Source organism: Mesobacillus maritimus (genome assembly GCF_019749255.1).
In the GTDB taxonomy this organism is placed as follows: Bacteria; Bacillota; Bacilli; order Bacillales; family Cytobacillaceae; genus Mesobacillus_B; species Mesobacillus_B maritimus_A.
On the sequence record NZ_JACWFH010000031.1, the window covers coordinates 100909 to 121446 of the forward strand.

General features: G+C 40.6%; 19 protein-coding genes and 3 other annotated features. Of the genes, 16 read left to right on the forward strand and 3 right to left on the reverse strand.

Annotation, left to right across the window (positions count from 1 at the left end; translation table 11 throughout):
• The first annotated feature begins 3 nt into the window (after window positions 1-3).
• The 7 genes from dnaI to H0185_RS20000 all read left to right on the forward strand — a co-directional run bounded on the left by dnaI (window position 4) and on the right by H0185_RS20000 (window position 6443).
• Window positions 4-936 carry a primosomal protein DnaI gene (gene dnaI / locus H0185_RS19970; RefSeq protein WP_221875258.1) on the forward strand — a complete coding sequence of 311 codons (933 nt, stop codon included), beginning with the start codon at window positions 4-6 and terminating at the stop codon, window positions 934-936.
• 512 nt (window positions 937-1448) lie between these two features.
• Window positions 1449-2315 carry a sporulation protein YtxC gene (ytxC, locus tag H0185_RS19975; RefSeq protein ID WP_221875259.1) on the forward strand — a complete coding sequence of 289 codons (867 nt, stop codon included), beginning with the start codon at window positions 1449-1451 and terminating at the stop codon, window positions 2313-2315.
• A gap of 56 nt (window positions 2316-2371) precedes the next feature.
• Window positions 2372-2607 (forward strand) — a binding site (T-box leader).
• Between the two features lie 91 nt (window positions 2608-2698).
• Window positions 2699-4633 (forward strand): threonine--tRNA ligase, encoded by a 1935-nt coding sequence (thrS, locus tag H0185_RS19980; protein WP_221875260.1) that lies wholly within the window; start codon window positions 2699-2701, stop codon window positions 4631-4633.
• A 125-nt stretch (window positions 4634-4758) separates the two neighbouring features.
• Window positions 4759-4889, forward strand: a sequence feature (ribosomal protein L20 leader region).
• A gap of 114 nt (window positions 4890-5003) precedes the next feature.
• Complete coding sequence (gene infC / locus H0185_RS19985) at window positions 5004-5507, forward strand: translation initiation factor IF-3 (protein ID WP_139195378.1); 504 nt, start codon at window positions 5004-5006, stop codon at window positions 5505-5507.
• 17 nt (window positions 5508-5524) lie between these two features.
• On the forward strand, window positions 5525-5725 hold the full coding sequence (gene rpmI, locus H0185_RS19990) for a 50S ribosomal protein L35 (protein ID WP_221875261.1): 201 nt from the start codon (window positions 5525-5527) through the stop codon (window positions 5723-5725).
• A gap of 38 nt (window positions 5726-5763) precedes the next feature.
• On the forward strand, window positions 5764-6123 hold the full coding sequence (gene rplT, locus H0185_RS19995; protein ID WP_221875262.1) for a 50S ribosomal protein L20: 360 nt from the start codon (window positions 5764-5766) through the stop codon (window positions 6121-6123).
• A gap of 38 nt (window positions 6124-6161) precedes the next feature.
• A complete protein-coding gene (locus H0185_RS20000; RefSeq protein WP_246629312.1) occupies window positions 6162-6443 on the forward strand; it encodes a DUF1294 domain-containing protein in 282 nt (93 codons plus the stop codon).
• A 51-nt stretch (window positions 6444-6494) separates the two neighbouring features.
• Here the strand turns inward: H0185_RS20000 and H0185_RS20005 are convergent, their stop codons facing one another.
• A complete protein-coding gene (locus tag H0185_RS20005) occupies window positions 6495-6890 on the reverse strand; it encodes a sigma-w pathway protein ysdB (RefSeq protein WP_221875263.1) in 396 nt (131 codons plus the stop codon).
• A gap of 108 nt (window positions 6891-6998) precedes the next feature.
• On the opposite strand from H0185_RS20005, the gene H0185_RS20010 reads away from it, so the two are divergent.
• Both H0185_RS20010 and H0185_RS20015 read left to right on the forward strand, forming a co-directional pair.
• Window positions 6999-7487 carry a dUTP diphosphatase gene (locus H0185_RS20010; protein ID WP_221875264.1) on the forward strand — a complete coding sequence of 163 codons (489 nt, stop codon included), beginning with the start codon at window positions 6999-7001 and terminating at the stop codon, window positions 7485-7487.
• 73 nt (window positions 7488-7560) lie between these two features.
• Complete coding sequence (locus tag H0185_RS20015; protein ID WP_221875265.1) at window positions 7561-8640, forward strand: M42 family metallopeptidase; 1080 nt, start codon at window positions 7561-7563, stop codon at window positions 8638-8640.
• Between the two features lie 159 nt (window positions 8641-8799).
• On the opposite strand, the gene sspI is transcribed toward H0185_RS20015, so the two are convergent.
• Window positions 8800-9009, reverse strand: a complete 210-nt coding sequence (gene sspI, locus H0185_RS20020) for a small acid-soluble spore protein SspI (protein WP_221875266.1) — start codon at window positions 9007-9009, stop codon at window positions 8800-8802.
• Window positions 9010-9128: 119 nt separating this feature from the next.
• Between sspI and H0185_RS20025 the strand changes: the two genes are divergently transcribed.
• The 3 genes from H0185_RS20025 to pheT all read left to right on the forward strand — a co-directional run bounded on the left by H0185_RS20025 (window position 9129) and on the right by pheT (window position 13713).
• Window positions 9129-9881, forward strand: coding sequence for a TrmH family RNA methyltransferase (locus H0185_RS20025; RefSeq protein WP_221875267.1), 753 nt, complete (start codon window positions 9129-9131; stop codon window positions 9879-9881).
• Window positions 9882-9948: 67 nt separating this feature from the next.
• Window positions 9949-10193 (forward strand) — a binding site (T-box leader).
• Between the two features lie 49 nt (window positions 10194-10242).
• Complete coding sequence (gene pheS, locus H0185_RS20030; RefSeq protein ID WP_221875268.1) at window positions 10243-11280, forward strand: phenylalanine--tRNA ligase subunit alpha; 1038 nt, start codon at window positions 10243-10245, stop codon at window positions 11278-11280.
• An 18-nt stretch (window positions 11281-11298) separates the two neighbouring features.
• Complete coding sequence (gene pheT, locus H0185_RS20035) at window positions 11299-13713, forward strand: phenylalanine--tRNA ligase subunit beta (RefSeq protein WP_221875269.1); 2415 nt, start codon at window positions 11299-11301, stop codon at window positions 13711-13713.
• 536 nt (window positions 13714-14249) lie between these two features.
• On the opposite strand, the gene rnhC is transcribed toward pheT, so the two are convergent.
• Entirely contained in the window at window positions 14250-15179 is a 930-nt protein-coding gene (gene rnhC / locus H0185_RS20040; protein ID WP_221875270.1) for a ribonuclease HIII, read from the reverse strand.
• A gap of 144 nt (window positions 15180-15323) precedes the next feature.
• Between rnhC and zapA the strand changes: the two genes are divergently transcribed.
• The 4 genes from zapA to H0185_RS20060 all read left to right on the forward strand — a co-directional run bounded on the left by zapA (window position 15324) and on the right by H0185_RS20060 (window position 20532).
• Window positions 15324-15587, forward strand: coding sequence for a cell division protein ZapA (gene zapA / locus H0185_RS20045; RefSeq protein ID WP_425515839.1), 264 nt, complete (start codon window positions 15324-15326; stop codon window positions 15585-15587).
• Between the two features lie 7 nt (window positions 15588-15594).
• Complete coding sequence (locus H0185_RS20050) at window positions 15595-16125, forward strand: CvpA family protein (protein WP_221875271.1); 531 nt, start codon at window positions 15595-15597, stop codon at window positions 16123-16125.
• Between the two features lie 300 nt (window positions 16126-16425).
• Window positions 16426-18147, forward strand: a complete 1722-nt coding sequence (gene polX / locus H0185_RS20055) for a DNA polymerase/3'-5' exonuclease PolX (protein WP_221875272.1) — start codon at window positions 16426-16428, stop codon at window positions 18145-18147.
• A gap of 33 nt (window positions 18148-18180) precedes the next feature.
• Window positions 18181-20532, forward strand: coding sequence for an endonuclease MutS2 (locus H0185_RS20060; RefSeq protein ID WP_221875273.1), 2352 nt, complete (start codon window positions 18181-18183; stop codon window positions 20530-20532).
• Window positions 20533-20538: the final 6 nt, after the last annotated feature.

Below are 20538 nucleotides of genomic sequence, written 5' to 3' on the forward strand. Positions count from 1 at the left end.
GGTGTGCAAAACATTAATGATTCATTGCGAAAGCTTGCCAATAACCAGAACTTTCAACAACGTTATGATGCGCTTAAAAATGAAGTGTTGAGTGACCCTCTCGTAAAGGATTTTTTACGGCAACATCAAGGGGAAATCACAAGAGATATCGTTGATAAAAGTTTGATGAAGCTACATGAATTTATCAATCAAAGTAAAGGCTGTAGTGAGTGTAGCAGTCTTGAGAATTGTAAAAATATGATTCAAGGCTATGAACCAACGCTTGTATTCAATGGTAAGTTTATTGATGTTACGTATGATCGCTGTCAGAAAAAAATCATGAGTGATGAAAAGAAGAAAAATGAGCGTTTGATTTCTAGTCTTTATGTGCCTAAGGAAATACTAAAAGCCTCACTTGGTGATATTGACCTTGATGATCCCGGACGGTTAATGGCGATAAAAATGGCAAAGGACTTTATAAAAAATTATCATACTGGTGAAAAGCAAAAAGGCCTCTATCTGCATGGCCCATTTGGTACGGGAAAGTCGTACTTGCTTGGTGCAATTGCGAATGAACTTGCTAACAGGCATATTAGTTCAATGCTGGTCTACGTGCCTGAACTTTTCCGTGAAATGAAAAACTCAATCGGGGATAACTCCGTTAATGAAAAGCTTGAGGTCATAAAAAAAGCTCCTATCCTGATGCTCGATGATATCGGAGCTGAGACGATGAGTAGCTGGGCACGTGATGAGATTTTAGGACCGATTCTCCAATTTAGAATGTCTGAAAACCTCCCGACCTTCTTTACCTCTAATTTTGATATTGAAGGGCTAGCTCATCATCTAACCTACAGTCAACGTGGGGAAGTCGAGCAATTGAAGGCGGCAAGGATTATTGAAAGAATTCGATACCTAGCTGCTCCAGTGCGAGTGGAAGGGAAAAATCGACGGGTATAGGCTGCTTGTTATGATGGAAACCACATAGATTGTGGTTTCTTTTTTTTATAGTTTATGGAGTGCCCTAAGTATGAAGAACGGAAGCAGAAAGGCCAACGATCGGTGCTATTGGCGCCCTAAGTGAGGAGAGAGTAGAAGAGAAGGGTCATGAATCGGTGCTATTGGTGCCCTAAGTGGGGAGAGAGTAGAAGAGAAAGGTCGCGAATCGGTGCTATTGGCGCCCTAAGTGAGGAGAGAGTAGAAGAGAAAGGTCACGAACCGGTGATATTGATGCCCTAAGTGAGATGAGAGTAGAAGAGAAAGGTCATGAATCGGTGCTATTGGTGACCTAAGCGGGGTTAAAGATGAAGAGGAAGGTCACCAACTAGGCAATTCCTCCCCAGTTAACTCAAGAACAACGACTTTTCCAAAAAAAACAATGGAAATATGCATTGGGTTCATTTAGATGCTTCTAAATTGAACATGTCCCCCATATATTAAATCAGGAGATTTTAACAAAAGGGGGGATATGGTTGATTGAAATCATCTTCCAAAAAGATCAAGATGCCCAGCGGATGTATGGGCACATAACTGGACAATTACCAGAAGTCCAACATGAAAATGGAATAATCCAAATAGATAAAGACAGAAAAATAATTAAAATTCTTACAAAAAATATGCCAAAAACGGCTTTTCATAGTATTAAGGAAAGCGTCTATGAATTTATCGCATTAAAAAAGCGTGACGATTGGTTCAGAGAGATTTTATCTCAACGGTTTTTTTACACAGATCCCAATGAACAAGAGCAGATTCTTGAAATCATTTATTCGGTGATAGAGGGAAGTAGGGAGGACCTAGCCCACTTTTTGCAAGACACAGATGAAAAGCAATATGTATTCCAAGCCATTGATGACTTCTTTAAAGGGAGTGTAAGCTTTTCATTTGATTCCTTTGTTGTCTTTCGTTTGAAACCATTTCTTGATAAGTTGCAGAACTATGTTGAAGTGGCCATTGATGAATACAAATTAGAGCAGGATTACCAAATGTTTGTACAAACCCTAAGGGATTTCTTGTTAGGTAGACCTGCTCAGCAAGAGACGATTCACTTGATTCTTGATGAGGAAACAGCCTTTTATAATCATGAATTTATTGAAATGAAACGGAATGAGCTTATTAAAGGAATCGACCGTAAGCTTCTTGGCAATCATCCAATCTATGTTGATTCCGTCACGATTGCCCCTTTACTGTCAATGGCGCCAACGAGGATTTATCTCTATACAAACCAACCAGAGCAACCGTTGGTTCGAACGATTAGAAATATCTTTGAAGAACGCGTAATAATCAGTCCAGTTAACTCATTTTTGAAAAATAAACAGGTAGAAAACGAAAAAGTCCAGTAGTCCTCTTGATTTTAAAAAGATTACAATCTATAATAACCTACATAATATGAATCAAAGCAAAAGTATCGATGAGGACATGGGCTTATCTTTAATGGTTTCCAGAGAGGGAAGGCAAGGGCTGAAACCTTCCTAACACAAAAGAAAGAGCTTACCACCTCTGAACTTCAGTTACGAACGCATATGTTAGTAGTTTCTGACGGTAGTAGCCGTTATCTAAACCAGAGCCGTTTTTGGGTATATATGCCATGAACGGGAAAATGGGTGGAACCACGATATCAAACTCGTCCCTTTTTTTATAGGGATGGGTTTTTTTATTTTTATTAAGTGGAAGAAAATGGAAACTGTTAGAGCTTTTGCAAATAAAAATCAGGAGGTAAAACATTATGGCAGACATGATTAAATTGACATTCCCAGATGGAGCAGTAAAGGAGTTTTCTGCCGGTACGACAATTGAAGATGTTGCAGCTTCCATTAGTCCGGGACTTAAGAAAAAAGCGATTGCCGGTAAAGTAAACGGTGAAATGTATGATTTAAGACGTCCAATTGAAACCGATGGACCAATTGAAATCATCACTCCAGATCGTGACGAGGCGCTTGAAGTTCTTCGACATAGTACAGCGCATTTAATGGCTCAGGCAATCAAGCGTTTATATAAAAATGTTAAGCTTGGCGTTGGTCCTGTTATTGATGGTGGCTTTTACTACGATATGGATCTTGAGGAATCCTTAACTCCTGAAGATTTGCCTTTAATTGAAAAAGAAATGAAAAAAATCATCAATGAGAATATTGAAATTGTTCGAAATGAGGTTAGTCGCGACGAAGCCATTCAGCGCTACAAAGAAATTGGGGACGAATATAAGCTTGAATTGATTGAGGCTATTCCTGCTGATGAGACTGTTACAATCTATGAACAAGGTGATTTCTTTGACCTTTGTCGTGGTGTTCATGTTCCATCGACTGGTAAATTGAAAGAGTTTAAGCTTCTAAGCATCGCCGGAGCATACTGGCGTGGTGACAGCGATAATAAAATGCTTCAGCGTATTTATGGAACAGCATTCTTCAAAAAAGAAGACCTTGCTGAACACTTACGTCTTTTAGAAGAAGCGAAAGAACGTGATCACCGCAAACTAGGAAAAGAGTTAGGCTTGTTTACAAACTCGCAAAAAGTCGGTCAAGGTCTTCCACTTTGGTTACCAAAAGGAGCAACCATTCGCCGCATTATCGAGCGCTATATTGTCGATAAAGAAGTAAGCCTTGGTTATGACCATGTATATACTCCAATCATGGCAAACGTTGAGCTTTATAAAACTTCCGGTCACTGGGATCATTACCAAGAAGATATGTTCCCGACAATGGATATGGACAACGAGCAGTTAGTTCTTAGACCGATGAACTGCCCGCACCATATGATGGTTTATAAAAACAGCATGCACAGCTATCGCGAATTGCCAATCCGAATTGCTGAGCTAGGGACAATGCACCGTTATGAGATGTCAGGAGCATTATCAGGTCTACAGCGTGTGCGTGGAATGACATTAAATGATGCCCATGTATTTGTTCGTCCAGACCAAATTAAGGAAGAATTCAAGCGCGTTGTGGAATTAATTCTTGCGGTTTATAAGGATTTCGATCTAAATGACTATTCCTTCCGATTATCTTACCGTGACCCACAAGATACAGAGAAATATTTCGATGATGATGAGATGTGGGAAAAAGCACAGAGCATGCTGAAAGAAGCGATGGACGAGATGGGTCATGACTATTATGAAGCTGAAGGTGAAGCAGCATTCTACGGACCTAAGCTTGATGTTCAGGTAAAAACTGCACTTGGAAAAGAGGAAACTCTTTCCACTGTACAGCTAGACTTCTTACTTCCTGAGCGCTTTGATTTAACTTATATCGGAGAAGATGGCAAGCATCATCGTCCAGTAGTTATTCACCGTGGGGTTGTATCCACAATGGAGCGCTTTGTTGCCTTCTTGATTGAAGAATACAAAGGAGCATTCCCAACATGGCTTGCACCAATCCAGGCACAAGTGATTCCGGTTTCTCCAGACGTTCATTTCGATTATGCGAAGCAAGTTCAAGAAAAATTAAAGGCAGAAGGATTCCGCGTTGAATTAGATGCCCGTGAAGAAAAAATCGGTTATAAAATCCGCGAAGCTCAAATGCAAAAAATTCCATATATGCTCGTTGTCGGTGATAAAGAAATCGAAGAAAATGCCGTTAATGTTCGTAAATATGGAGAACAGAAGTCAGAAACAATCAGCTTTGAAGCATTCTTAGATGCTTTCCGACAAGAAGCAAAAAGGTTTTAAGCAAAAAAGGATTGCATCACATGATTTAATTTGATACAATACTAAACGTTGCAACAATAACTAGCAATTCGTTGACACACTATCAACGTTATGATATAGTTACAAAGGTAAAATTGAATACGGTTTGTGGAAAGAAGAAGCACCCGCTTCTCACCTGATTGACGCTAATGAGGCAGTTGACAGGTTTTACGTTAACAACTGTCATTAAGTATGATTTCGTAAAGTGTGGGTGTATCGCCCGCACTTTTTTATTTGCGAAAATGCTGCAGTCGGTTAGCGGTTGGAGCCTGACTATAGCCCTTGCGATTATTTCTTTGCCCAAACTATGTATTCCGATAAAACCTGGAGGTGGCTAACTATTAGCAAAGATATGCTGTTAAACGAGGGCATCCGTGCCCGTGAACTTCGTCTTATTGACCAAAATGGCGATCAGCTAGGAATTAAAACCAAAATTGAAGCACTCGAAATTGCTTCTCGTGTGAATCTTGATGTTGTCCTTGTGGCACCGAATGCAAAACCACCTGTAGCCCGGATCATGGACTATGGTAAATTTAAATTCGAGCAACAAAAGAAAGAGAAAGAAGCACGTAAAAATCAAAAAATCATCACAACTAAAGAAGTGCGTCTGAGCCCAACAATTGATGAGCATGACTTTAACACAAAGTTACGTAATGCTATCAAATTCTTGGAAAAAGGCGACAAAGTAAAAGCTTCGATTCGATTCAAAGGTCGTGCGATTACTCACAAAGAAATTGGTCAGCGTGTTTTAGATCGTTTCTCTCAAGCATGCAAGGATGTTGCTACAGTCGAGTCCCATCCAAAGATGGACGGACGCAGCATGTTTCTGGTTTTAGCCCCTAAAAACGAAAAGTAACAAGGAGGAAGTCCCTAATGCCAAAAATGAAAACTCACCGTGGCGCTGCAAAGCGTTTCAAGAAGACAGGATCAGGCAAACTGAAGCGTTCTCACGCTTTCACTAGCCATATGTTCGCAAACAAATCCCAAAAGCAAAAGCGTAAGCTTCGCAAGGGTGCAATGGTTTCAAAAGGTGATTTCAAGCGTATCCGTCACCTATTAGACAACATTAAGTAATCATCGAGACAGCTCGATTTATATAGGAGGGAAATTACATGCCACGTGTTAAAGGCGGTACAGTTACGCGCAAGCGTCGTAAAAAGGTTCTTAAATTAGCAAAAGGTTATTACGGTTCAAAACATACATTATATAAAGTTGCAAATCAGCAGGTAATGAAATCATTACAATATGCTTATCGTGATCGTCGCCAGAAGAAGCGCGATTTCCGTAAGCTATGGATTACTCGTATCAATGCAGCTGCTCGTTTGAACGGTCTTTCTTATAGCCGTTTAATGCACGGACTTAAGCTTGCAGGTGTTGAAGTAAACCGCAAAATGCTAGCTGAGCTTGCTATTTCTGATGAAAAAGCATTTGCTCAATTAGCTGATGTTGCAAAAGCTCAATACAACAAGTAAGAATGTAAAAGCCATTCCATCTGGGATGGCTTTTTCTCATGGAGGGAATGAGTGCGATGAGGATTGAGTTTGTGTTCTTCCTATTAGTTATGAATTTAGTAGGATTTATACTCATGGGAGTAGATAAAAGCAAGGCGAGAAAGAGGCAGTATCGCATTAGTGAAAGAACACTATGGATGATGGCCATTTTTGGTGGCTCAGTTGGGGTAACAGTCGGGATGCTGTACTTTCGTCATAAAACTAAACATCTACAATTTAAGTATGGATTACCTTTAATTGTATTAATTCATATAATAGGGATAGTATTTGTAACTCAATAGCGATAAAAAACCGTCAGCTCAAAATGCTAGACGGTTTTTGCGTTGGCTTTTTTAATCCATATCTGGCTTTTTGTTCATGAATTCCTTCACAGGGCTTTTCCAGTTAATTTCTGCATTCGGGTATACCTCAAGGATTTGATCCTCGATAAATATAAAATCTTCGTAGGCCAAGCCCTTCAAGGCATTGTTACTCTTTGGCCAAAGGTGAATCGAAACGACTTCAAAGGCATATTCTGTTGTTCCTAAATATTTTTCACCTTCAAATAAAACGCCCTTGTAGGTGATATGAAAGTTTTTCCTGACATTTTCGGTATCATCATGGAAATAAAAGCGCTTTTGCTCATGCGCAAGCTCTAATTTCCTCTTTGGATTCACCAAGTACCGAACTGTACTATATAGAAGGAAAATAATTGCGGCAAATAGAAGAAGTCGAAAAATCCATAACATAGAATGTTCCTCCACTACTCATTTTCCTTATTTACGTATTTACATGTAGAATAGTTTCATTTAAATGCAAATTTCCTATATAATTTTTTTATAAAAAGGAGGAACATTATGAATGTAGAAAAGCTTTATAGTATGCAGGCCGGTCTTGATACACATATCGAAGTAAAACATGGTTTAAAAGAAGAGGATTTATTTGATCGCAAAATGCTTGCTTTATTAGTGGAACTTGGCGAACTCGCGAATGAAACAAGAAGTTTTAAATTTTGGAGCCTTAAGCCCGCTTCCGATAAAGAGGTTATTTTAGAAGAATTCGTTGATGGAGTTCACTTTATTCTATCGTTAGGGCTTGAATCGGGGTTTCGGTATAAAGGTGACCAGTACGAAAAAACTCATGAAAGCAGCGTGACTGAACAATTTTTAAAAATATATGGAACCATTCATGAGTTTCGAACAAATAAGACTTCTCAAGTGTACACAAAATTGTTTAGAGATTATTTAGATTTAGCAGATATGCTTGGTTTTACTGAAAATGAAATAGAGCAGGCATATATTGAGAAAAATGAAGTAAATTATGAAAGGCAACAAAAAGGGTATTAGAGCTTCTTTTGTACTTTACCTTCATGTTTCTGTATAATTAAAATCGAAACTACATATTGAGGGAGTCGAAATAATGGCTAAATTAGATGAAACATTAACAATGCTAAAAGATTTAACCGACGCCAGAGGGATCCCCGGCAACGAGCGCGAAGTTCGCGAGGTTATGAGCAAATACATAGCACCATACGCAGATGAATTAACCGTTGACGGTCTAGGGAGCTTAATTGCTAGGAAGGGGCAAACAGGTCCAAAAATCATGGTTGCAGGCCATTTAGACGAAGTAGGCTTTATGGTCACTAGGATTGATGACAAAGGATTTGTTCGCTTTCAGACAGTAGGAGGCTGGTGGTCACAGGTAATGCTGGCACAACGCGTGACCATCGTGACAAGCAAAGGAGACGTTACAGGTGTGATTGGATCCAAGCCGCCACATATCCTATCTCCTGAGGCGCGCAAAAAGCCGGTAGAAATTAAAGATATGTTTATCGATATCGGTGCAACAAGTCGTGCAGAAGCAGAGAGCTGGGGCGTATCTCCTGGAGACATGGTTGTTCCTTACTTTGAATTTACGGTTCTGAACAATGAGAAAATGCTCCTAGCAAAAGCTTGGGATAACCGTATCGGATGTGCGATTGCTATCGATGTGATGAAACAGTTAAAAGATGAGAACATAAATAACACGGTTTATGGAGTTGGAACCATTCAAGAGGAAGTCGGTCTTCGCGGAGCTCGTACTTCTGCACAAGCAATTCAGCCGGATATTGCATTTGGAGTTGATGTCGGAATTGCTGGTGACACTCCAGGAATCTCTGAAAAAGAAGCAAATAGTAAAATGGGTGATGGTCCACAAATCATTCTGTATGATGCAAGTATGGTATCCCATAAAGGGTTACGTGAGTTTGTAACAAATGTTGCCGATGAACTTAACATTCCTTATCAATTTGATGCAATCCCAGGTGGTGGAACAGACTCCGGTGCAATTCACACGACTCATCGTGGAGTGCCGTCCCTATCTATTACAATCGCAACTCGTTATATTCACTCTCATGCAGCGATTCTTCACCGTGATGATTATGAAAATGCCGTAAAGCTGATCGTAGAAGTTATTAAACGTTTGGACCAGGATACAGTCGATAAAATTACATTTGATTAATAGGGGAAAGGGAGCTTCGTGTAGGCTCCCTTTTAGTATGCAATGATGTTCGTTTTGAATCATATACCGTTGATTGGAGCGGAAATAACTACCGCGTTTAACCAACATTAGCCAACAAAAAACCCCCGGCAATAAGTCGAGGGAAGTGAAAGCATCAAACTATCTTTTTAACCCATTCTCCAACGTTGACAGCATTTCCTGTTGGTCCTCAGGAGATGCATTTTGCCAGATGACTTCAAACAGAACACCTAGGCCAGGAAGCATCTTTTCTTCCCCGTTTTGAATCGCATCAACAATTGTATCTTTAAGCTCATCTTGTGTATTACCGGTAACATTTTGGATAATCGCATTACGTAAATTCAAATTCATGTATAAAAACTCCTTTCAAAACCTTAATCTAAATATAGGATGAACAAATTTGCTTTTATTATGTAAAAAATTTGCGTTATAATAAAAAAATTGATGAACAAGAAGAGGAGTGTCATTGGTTGAAATATATCCAGTCGGCAACAAACCCACAGGTAAAACAATGGAAGAAGCTTTTAACTAAAAAAGAAAGAGACAAATCGAAAACATTTATTATAGAAGGTTTTCATCTTGTTGAAGAGGCGTTGAAAAATAAAGCAGAGATTGAAACCATCATCTTAGCGGAAAATGTGGACCTGCCTCCTGGGCTTGATTACGGTTCCGTTCCACTCGTTAAAGTGACAGATGAAATCGTCCGCTCACTAGCAGATACGGAAACAACTCAGGGGGTGTTTGCTGTATGTCAGCAGCCATCGTCTGTAAATCCTGAAGGGAAGACCTTTTTATTAATTGATTCTGCTCAGGACCCAGGCAATCTTGGTACGATGATTCGGACCGCCGATGCCGCTGGAGTTGATGCTGTCATCGTAGGAAAAGGCAGCGTGGATATCTACAATCCTAAAGTGCTTCGTTCCGCACAGGGAAGTCATTTTCATTTACCAGTAATCAGTGATGACCTTCATGTGTGGGTGGATAAACTCAAGGAACAAGCCACACCAATTTATGGGACTGCGCTAGAAAACGCAACGACTTTTAAGGAGGTCCAAGCAGGTGGTAGATTTGCTCTGCTTGTCGGAAATGAAGGGAGCGGAGTGAGCCCAGATTTATTGGCAAAGACGAACCAAAACCTTTACATCCCTATTCTCGGTAAAAGTGAATCCTTAAACGTTGCGGTTGCTACGGGGATATTGCTTTATTATCTAAAAATCGCCTAAATCGAACATTTTTTTAGAATGGGTTTGCCACAATGGAAAGAATATACTATAATAAACGCAAAAATGATTAAAAGCGTTGACGGAGAAGAGTAGCTGTCAAAAGGCCATTAAAGGGAGAAAATGCCGTTAGACTGAAAGCATTTTTATGGTATAGATACGTGAATTCACCTCCAGAGCTGGCATCGGGACCATTCAAATCGAATGTAAAGATGCACCGGCATATGCCGTTATCCGAATGAAGTGAGCAGACCGTACATATTTGTATTGCCTGTTAAAAAGGGTGGTACCGCGAAACCAGACTTCGTCCCTTTATAGGGATGGAGTCTTTTTATTTTGCCTAAAATTGAAGGAGGATTTAAACATGCAGGAGCGATTAAAAGAACTGCAGGCTGAAGCACTTGAAAAAGTTACCCAAGCTGCGGACTTGAAAGAACTAAACGATATTCGCGTTTCCTATCTTGGGAAAAAAGGTCCGATTACGGAAGTGTTAAAGGGGATGGGAAAATTATCTCCTGAAGAAAGACCCAAAATGGGTGCGCTTGCGAATGAAGTTCGAGATATGATTACCGGAGCAATTGAAGAAAAGCAAATTGCGTTAGAAAAAGCAGCTGTTGAGCAAAAACTTGCTGCTGAAAAAATTGATGTTACTTTACCAGGTCGACCTGTTAGAGAAGGGAATCATCACCCACTAACAAGAATCATCGAGGAAATTGAAGATCTGTTTATCGGCATGGGCTATACAGTTGCTGAAGGACCAGAGGTAGAGAAGGACTACTATAATTTCGAAGCGTTGAACCTTCCAAAAGGTCATCCAGCTCGTGATATGCAGGACTCTTTCTATATTACCGAGGAAATTTTGCTTCGTACCCATACTTCCCCTGTACAGGCGAGAACAATGGAACAAAAGCAAGGAAAAGGACCAATTAAAATCATTTGTCCGGGCAAGGTGTATCGCCGCGATAATGACGATGCAACGCATTCCCATCAGTTTACACAAATTGAAGGTCTTGTGATTGATGAGAACATTCGCTTAAGTGACCTAAAAGGAACACTTGATGTTTTCGCAAAGAAAATGTTCGGAGCTGATCGTGAGATTCGCCTTCGCCCAAGTTTCTTCCCTTTCACAGAACCATCTGTAGAAATGGATATCTCTTGTAAAATGTGTGGCGGACACGGCTGTAGCACATGTAAAGGAACAGGCTGGATTGAAATTCTTGGTGCGGGAATGGTTCATCCAAATGTATTGGAAATGGCTGGTTATGATTCAAAAAAATATACAGGGTTTGCATTTGGAATGGGACCTGAACGAATTGCGATGCTAAAATACGGCGTCGATGATATTCGCCACTTCTATACAAATGACATCCGTTTCTTAAAGCAATTTTCGGTAACTGAATAGGGATTAGGAGGAATAACAATGCTTGTATCATATAAATGGCTACAGGAGTATGTCGATTTAACCGGCGTATCAGCAGAAGAATTGGGAGAGAAAATTACTAAAAGCGGGATTGAAGTTGAAGGCGTCGAAACACTAAACGAAGGTCTAAAAGGAATTGTTGTCGGCCATGTGTTGGAATGTGAAAAACATCCAAACGCAGAAAAGCTTAACAAAACACTTGTGGATATTGGTGGGGAAGAGCCTGTTCAAATCATTTGCGGTGCGCCAAATGTGGCTAAAGGACAAAAGGTTGCAGTTGCAACTGTCGGAGCAGTCCTACCTGGCAATTTTAAAATTAAAAAAGCAAAGCTTCGCGGTGAAGCATCGAACGGAATGATTTGCTCACTCCAAGAACTTGGGATTGAAGCGAAATTAGTTGCAAAAGAATTCTCTGAAGGAATTTTTAATTTCCCTGAAGATACTGAGGTTGGTCAAGATGCCTTAGCTTTGCTTGGAAGAGACGATCAGATTCTTGAGCTGGGCTTAACACCGAACCGTGCGGATTGCCTAAGCATGCTTGGTGTTGGCTATGAAGTAGCCGCGATTCTTGAGCGGGATGTGAAATTACCTGAGCCCAAGACAGCTTCTGCCACTGAAAAGGCTGAAGACTACATCAAAGTAAGTGTCGAAGCAAAAGAGGATAACCCACTTTACACAGCTAAAGTGATTAAAAATGTGAAAATCGGGCCATCCCCACTTTGGATGCAAACAAGATTAATGGCAGCGGGAATTCGTCCACATAATAATGTGGTTGATATTACCAACTACATCTTGCTTGAATATGGTCAGCCTCTCCATGCGTTTGATTATGATCTACTAGGTTCAAAAGAAATTCTTGTCCGCCGTGCGAAACAAGGCGAAGAAATTACGACTCTTGATGATGCGAAGCGTACGTTGACTGAAGATCATCTTGTGATTACAAACGGCAGTGTACCTGTCGCTTTAGCTGGAGTAATGGGTGGAGCAAACTCCGAGGTGAACGCAGATACAACAACCGTATTACTTGAATCCGCTTATTTCACTGGACCAGTGATTCGTAAAGCATCGAAGGACCATGGATTACGAAGCGAAGCAAGCTCTCGTTATGAAAAAGGCGTTGATCCTGCACGCGTGCGCCCAGCAGCTGAAAGAGCAGCAGAGCTGATGGCTTTATATGCTGGTGGAGAGGTTCTAGACGGCACAGCTACAGCAGATAGCTTAACGCTAGAGCCAGCAGTTGTTTCTGTTACGCTTGAGAAGATTAACTCCGTCATTGGAACAGAGTTAACGATGCAGGAAGTAGAAGCTATTTTTACGCGTCTTCAGTTTAAATCAACAGTCGATAACGACACCATTACGGTAACGGTCCCTACACGCCGTGGTGATATTACAATTGAAGAAGATTTAATAGAGGAAGTTGCTCGTCTTTTTGGCTACGACAATGTACCAAAAACATTGCCGCAAGGAGCTGCTACACCTGGTCGTTTGTCTGAGTACCAGCTGAAGCGTCGTCTCGTTCGCCGCTATCTTGAAGGAGCAGGTTTATACCAAGCAATTACGTATTCCCTGACAAACCAAGAGAAAGCAACTCAATTTGCCTTGGAGAAGCGTCAGCCAGTTGAATTGGCGATGCCGATGAGTGAGGATCGTAGCCTTCTTCGCCTAAGTATTGTTCCACAATTGCTTGAGGTGTTAAAGTACAATACAGCACGCCAGAATGATAGCTTAGCTGTTTATGAAACAGGTGCTGTGTTCTTGAAAAACGATGGTGAAGATCTTCCTGAAGAAGAAGAGCATTTAGCTGCAGCAATCACTGGTCTTTGGGAAAACCATCAGTGGCAAGGCGAAAAGAAGCCGGTTGATTTTTACGTTATTAAAGGTATTCTCGAAGGACTTTTCGCGAAACTAGGCTTGGCGGATAAAATTAGTTTCAGTGCTGCAGAAAAAGAAGGCATGCATCCTGGACGTACAGCTGAGGTAACCCTTAATGGAGCAGCAATTGGTTTTGTAGGTCAAGTTCATCCTACCGTTCAAAAAGACATGGATTTAAAAGAAACCTATGTGTTTGAGCTGAACTTAAAGACGGTTTTAGAAGCAGGCACTGCGCCACTTCAGTATGAGTCAATTCCACGTTTCCCATCAATCACAAGAGACATCGCACTTGTGGTCGATAAAAATAAATCCGCAGCTGAGCTACAATCAATCATTGTAGAAACAGGCGGCAAACTGTTGAAAGATGTTTATGTGTTTGACTTGTATGAAGGAGAGAGAATGGAAGTAGGTAAGAAATCCATTGCCTTCTCATTGAAATACTTCGATCCTGAAAGAACATTGACAGATGAAGATGTAACCAAAACCCATGAAAAAGTGTTAAAAGCTGTTGAAGAACAGGCTGGAGCAGTATTGAGGGGTTAAGAATAGAGGGAAATCCTAGTAGTGTTTTAAAGATACTATTTGGGTTTTCCTCTTCTTTTTTTGGGGGGAGGTAAATGAATTAGTGTTAAGTATTTAGATCTTAGATTACTTCTTAATACTATGGGATTACAGAGAATATCTTTGGTCCCCTTACTGGAGGGGAAAAGAGGAGAAAGGTAACAAATCGGTTGTATAGATGCCCTAAGTGGAGGGAAAGCAGAAGAGAAAGGTAACCAATCGGTTGTATAGGTGCCCTAAGTGGAGGGAAAGCAGAAGAGAAAGGTAACCAATCGGTTGTATAGGTGCCCTAAGTGGAGAGAAAGCAGAAGAGAAAGGTAACCAATCGGTTGTATAGGTACCCTAAGTGGAGGGAAAGCAGAAGAGAAAGGTCACCAATCAGGTGAATAGATGCCCTATCTGGAGGAAATAGAAAATACCTAGGTCATCAATTAGGCCATCGCTGTCTAAATGCTAAGAAGTTTGCGCTACACTTCTAGTAAGTACTCGCAAACTCCTTTTTCACTACTAACCCGTATTTAGCCCTTCTTCGCCAATTTCATCGCTTTATCCGTGTTGGCAAAATGAAGTTTTACAAACTCAGGTAAGCAATCGGCTCCTTTGCTCTTAATTAACCGAGCTGCTGCAACATCAACTTGAGATCCTGCGCCTTTTGGTAACACGAATCCAGCTTTCTGACCTAACTTATCCATATGTTGAACAAAAGCATAGCGAGCAATCATGGAAGCGGCTGCTACGGCTAAATGGACACTCTCTCCCTTTGTACTAAAATAAACCTTATCTCGTACAACTGTCCGTTGGCCCTTTAAATAATTATAATAAATTTCTTCCTTTGCAAATTGATCAATAAGAATGGCCTCAGGTGTTTCGGGAGCGATTTTATCTAAAACATGCTGAATGGCCTGATTATGGAGCAATGCCTTTAATTTCCCCTGAGACATACCTGAGCCTTGCATTTTGTTGTATTTAGGATTATGTAAAGTTAGTAAACTATAGGGGACAAATTTAACTAGCTGTTTGGCTACTTCAATAATTTTATCATCCTTCAAATTTTTACTATCCTGAACGCCAAGCTCCTTTAATAACTCGATATCCTCTTTTCTCACATACGCTGCTACAACCGTAATCGGTCCAAAGAAGTCACCCGTTCCAACTTCATCCGAACCAACAACAGACATAGAACGAAAGTTTGCTGGTAAATGTGAGGCTGATGCTTTTTTCTCAACCTTTTGTGAAGATGCTGCAGGTGACCCCCATTTAGCAGCCTCTACCTCGCCGTCTTTCCCCTGGAATAATACCTTTCCAGACTTATAGGCCGTTATCGCACAAGAAGGTGTTTTGGCGGTAAACACACCACCTGGTGGCACCTTTTCGCTAAGAAAGCGACTATAGTATTCCTTCATTTTATTGATTTCAATAGTGGTTGCCTTAATAACAGAATTCCCCAATTGAATGAACCTCCTTAAGTATGTAACGAAATGATATAATAAGATAATTACAAAAAACTTGACTTGAAATGACAGTTTCCGACTTTCCTGCTTTTTTCCTTCGTGTTATAGTATAGAATAGGATTCTTACGAATGGAGGCGGAAATGTTGTCAGACACAAAAAAAACGCGTACAACTGTTGACATATATGGTCAGCAATACACAATAGTTGGAACGGAAAGTACTAGTCATGTCAGGCTAGTCGCCTCTTTAGTTGATGATAAAATGCGGGAAATCAGCTCCATGAATCCTATACTTGATACAAATAAATTAGCTGTACTGACAGCAGTTAACGCGGTAAATGACTATCTGAAGGTGAAAGATCGTGTAGAACGACTTGAAGCAGAAATTCAACGGTTAAAGGAATGAAACGATCATGCTTGATATTGCGATTCTATTTTTATTAGTCATTGGCTTTTTTATTGGGTTAAAAAGGGGCTTTATCCTTCAAGCCATTCACATGACTGGTTTTATTATTGCTCTTATTATTGCTTATATTTATTATGACCAGATTGCCCCGAAACTGACCCTATGGATTCCATATCCAACCTTTGGAAGTGGAAATATGCAAATGATATTTGATAATCCTAATATAGAGGATGCCTATTACCGCGCCATCGCATTTGTCGCGATTTTTTTTGCGGTAAGAATTTTGCTTCAAATTATCGGGACCATGTTTGACTTTGTTGCCAATTTACCAGTTTTGAAGACTTTGAATGTTTGGGCTGGTGGCATACTTGGAATCGTCGAAGTATACCTTTCCCTGTTTATTCTATTATATATTGTAGCATTATTGCCAATCGATATAATTCAGGGACCACTCAATGATTCAATCATTGCCAGTGGAATCATAAAACATACCCCAATATTTTCTGAGCAACTGAAACAATGGTGGTTCGAAGCATAACTTCTCTCAAGTGGAGAAGTTTTTCTTTTGAATTTCATTTATTGCCGATTTTCTATAAAATAAGAAGGATTGGATCAAGTGATTATAATAAATACGGCTGTACAGTAGAAAATTTATGTAAACACGGTTGATTGGAGCGAAAGGCACGAGAACTCCTGCGGGAGTGCAAGGCCAAGGGAGACCCACCCCGCAGGAGCGAAGCGAAGAGGAGGCTCCCGGATTGCCCGCGAACCGCTCGTGCCTGTAGCGGAAATCCACATCCTAGTTATTACAGCCAATCATAAAAGGCAGGTGCGAAACATGTCAGCAAATAAAAAAGACGTAGTCAAACTCCTAGAAACCATTGCAATCTACATGGAGCTAAAAGGCGAAAACACTTTTAAAGTATCTGCGTTTAGAAAAGCCGCAAATGCATTAGAAGTAGACGATCGCAGTTTAGCTGAAATCGGTGAAGTCACGGCTCTTCCAGGGATAGGCAAAGGAACGGCTGCCGTCATAGAAGAATATATCAACGAAGGAACGTCTTCAGTTTTAAAAGAATTACAGGAAGAAGTACCAAAAGGTCTAGTCGCTTTGCTTCAAGTACCTGGACTTGGAGGCAAGAAAATCTCCAAACTACATAAAGAGCTATCGATTGAAGACGCAGAAGGTCTTAAGCAAGCCTGTGAAGAAGGGAAAATTCGAGAGCTTGCTGGATTCGGTAAAAAATCAGAAGAAAAAATTCTCGCTGCATTAGCAACCATCGGCACACGCCCAGAGCGCTTACCATTAGCATATATGCTCCCAATCGCTGAGCAGCTTGAACTCTATTTAGATAAAATAGAAGGAATCGTAAAATATTCACGAGCGGGGAGTTTACGTCGCCAGCGGGAAACAATTAAGGATCTTGATTTTATTTTGGCTGTGTCTGATGCAGCTAAGGTGAAAGAACAACTAGAGAAACTACCAAAAATTAAAGAAGTTATTGCGGCTGGAGACACAAAGGTTTCGCTTACGTTTGCACTCGATTATGATGTAAGTGTAGACTTCCGTCTAGTCGAACCAGAAGAGTATAGTACCGCTCTTCATCATTTTACAGGGTCAAAGGACCATAACGTTCGGATGAGACAACTCGCAAAGGAAAAAGGTGAAAAGATTAGTGAATATGGCGTAGAGAACGTAGAAACAGGAGACGTCCATACCTTTGAAACAGAGGAAGCCTTTTATCATCACTTTCAATTGCCTTTTATTCCACCGGAGTTACGTGAAGATGGAAGCGAAGTAGAGCAGTATAAAGAGGATTTAAATTTAATCACCTTACCAGCAATCAAGGGTGATCTGCATATGCACTCAGCTTGGAGTGATGGAGCACATTCACTTGAAGATATGGCTGAAGCGTGCCGAGCACGTGGATATCGGTATATGGCGATAACTGACCACTCTCAGTACTTAAAAGTAGCAAACGGACTTACACCTGAGCGAATTCGGAAGCAAATTGAAGAAGTGCGCAAGCTAAATGCAAAATACAATGATTTTACCATTTTAACTGGAATTGAAATGGATATTTTGCCAGATGGAACTTTAGATTTTGACGACGAGTTGTTAGCGGATTTGGATTTGGTAATTGCGTCAATTCATTCGTCTTTCGCACAACCGAGAGAGAAAATTATGGACCGTTTACGAAATGCGTTAACTAATCCTCATGTTGATATTATTGCCCATCCGACTGGTAGGCTGATTGGCAGACGAGATGGTTATGATGTGGATATAGATAGGCTGATTCAGTTAGCGAAGGAAAGCAATACCGCCTTGGAATTAAATGCAAATCCAAATCGGCTTGATCTTGCTACAGAACATCTTCGCAAAGCTCAAGAAGCAGGAGTGAAAATCGTAATAAATACAGATGCTCATAAGATGGAAACACTTGAACATATGAGTATTGGGGTATCGGCAGCTAGAAAAGGATGGATTAAAGAAAGTTCCGTTTTAAATGCAATGGACTTAAAAGACTTGCTTGATTTTCTTCATCAGCGTAACAAATAAAGCCGAGCCCTCGCAAAAAAGGAGGCTACACCATTGCAGCAAAGAGTGTTAAAAACGCTTGAATTTGATAAAATTCGAGACCAGATGCTAGAACATGTCTCATCCCCATTAGGACAAGAAAGGGCAAGAAATCTTGTACCATCTACGGATTATGAAGAAGTCGTAAGGTTACAAGAAGAAACGGATGAAGCAGCAAAAGTCCTTCGATTAAAAGGGAATGTACCGCTTGGTGGAATATACGACATCCGCCCACATGTGAAAAGGGCTGTAATCGGAGGAATGCTAAGCCCACATGAGCTTAATCAAACGGCCAGTACTGTCCATGCAAGCCGACAAATGAAACGATTTATCAACGATATGGCTGAAGAAACAGAGTTGCCCATTTTAACAGTGCTTGCGGAAGAAATCATCGTCTTAGCAGATGTTGAGGATAAAATTAAGCAAGCAATTGATGAAAGTGGTGAAGTTCTTGATAGTGCAAGTGATGCGCTGCGTACTCTCCGCCAACAACTTCGAACCAGGGAAGCGCGAGTGCGTGAGCGTCTAGAAAGCATGATTCGTTCTTCAAATGCACAGAAAATGCTTTCTGATGCAATTATTACCATTCGTAATGACCGTTACGTTATTCCAGTAAAGCAAGAATATCGTGGTCATTATGGTGGGATTGTCCATGACCAAAGTTCGTCAGGACAAACATTATTCATTGAGCCACAGTCGGTTGTACAACTGAACAATGAGTTACAAGAAATCCGGATAAAAGAGCATCAAGAGATAGAACGAATCTTGATTGAACTTTCACTCCTAGTAGGGGAGTACCATGATGAACTTCTTCATATTGTGAAAATACTTGCTGACCTTGATTTTATGTTTGCAAAGGCGCGTTATAGCCATAAAATTAAAGGAACGAAACCAAGTGTGAACGATAAAGGAATTATCAAATTGTTTCAGGCTCGCCATCCGTTGATTGCCATAGAAGAGATTGTACCGAATACCATCACACTGGGGGAGGACTATACAACAATTGTTATAACCGGTCCGAATACAGGTGGGAAAACGGTCACCCTTAAAACTCTAGGGTTATGTACGCTCATGGCCCAAGCTGGACTGCAAATTCCAGCACTAGATGGTTCAGAAATTGCCGTTTTCGATGCTGTATATGCTGATATTGGCGATGAACAATCAATCGAGCAAAGTTTAAGTACCTTCTCTTCGCATATGGTCAATATTGTTGATATCTTAAAGCGCGTTGACTTTAATAGCTTAGTGTTATTTGACGAACTAGGGGCAGGAACAGATCCTCAGGAAGGAGCTGCTCTTGCGATTTCCATTCTTGATGAAGTGTACAAACGTGGTGCAAGGGTTATAGCGACCACGCATTATCCAGAATTGAAGGCTTATGGATATAACCGTGAAGGTGTTATTAACGCAAGTGTTGAGTTTGATGTTGAAACACTTAGCCCAACATATAAATTATTAATTGGAGTTCCTGGTCGAAGTAATGCCTTTGAGATTTCCAAGCGTTTAGGTTTGAATGATTCTGTTATTGAAAAAGCTAAAGGATATATAAGTGCCGATAGCAATCAAGTTGAAAACATGATTGCATCTCTTGAAACAAGTAAGCGTCTTGCGGAAAGAGAAGCAGAAGAAGCGCATGAGCTTCTGCAGGCGGCAGAATTGCTCCATAAAGATTTGCAAAAACAAATGGTTGCTTATTATGAACGAAAAGATGAGTTAGTTGAGAAAGCGAAGGAAAAAGCCGCTGTAATCGTTGAAAAGGCGAGAGAAGAAGCTGAAGATGTGATCCGTGACTTAAGGAAATTAAGGCTTGAAAAAAGTGCGGAAGTAAAAGAGCATGAACTTATTGATGCTAGAAGACGGCTTGCCGAAGCAGCTCCTGAAAAAAGCATTAAAAAAACGACGAAGGCGAAGGCGCCTAAGCATGATTTTCAACCAGGTGATGAAGTGAAGGTAACAACCTTTGGTCAAAAGGGGCATTTGATCAAGAAGAGTTCCGATCAAGAATGGGAAGTGCAAATCGGTATCTTGAAAATGAAGGTTAAGGAGAGCGATATGGAATATATCGAAACTCCAAAACCAAAGGAAGTACGACAGGTTGCGATGGTTAAAGGAAGAGACTCTCATGTTGGACTTGAGTTAGATTTACGCGGAGAACGTTATGAAGCAGCATTAATGAGAGTGGAAAAGTATATCGACGATGCTTTACTAGCTGGGTATCCTAGAGTATCGATTATTCATGGAAAAGGGACAGGTGCTTTGATGCGTGGCGTCCAGGAGTATTTAAAAAACCATCGTTCTGTTAAAAGAGCTCGCTTTGGAGAAGCGGGTGAAGGTGGTACTGGAGTGACTATCGTCGAATTTAAATGATTGGTG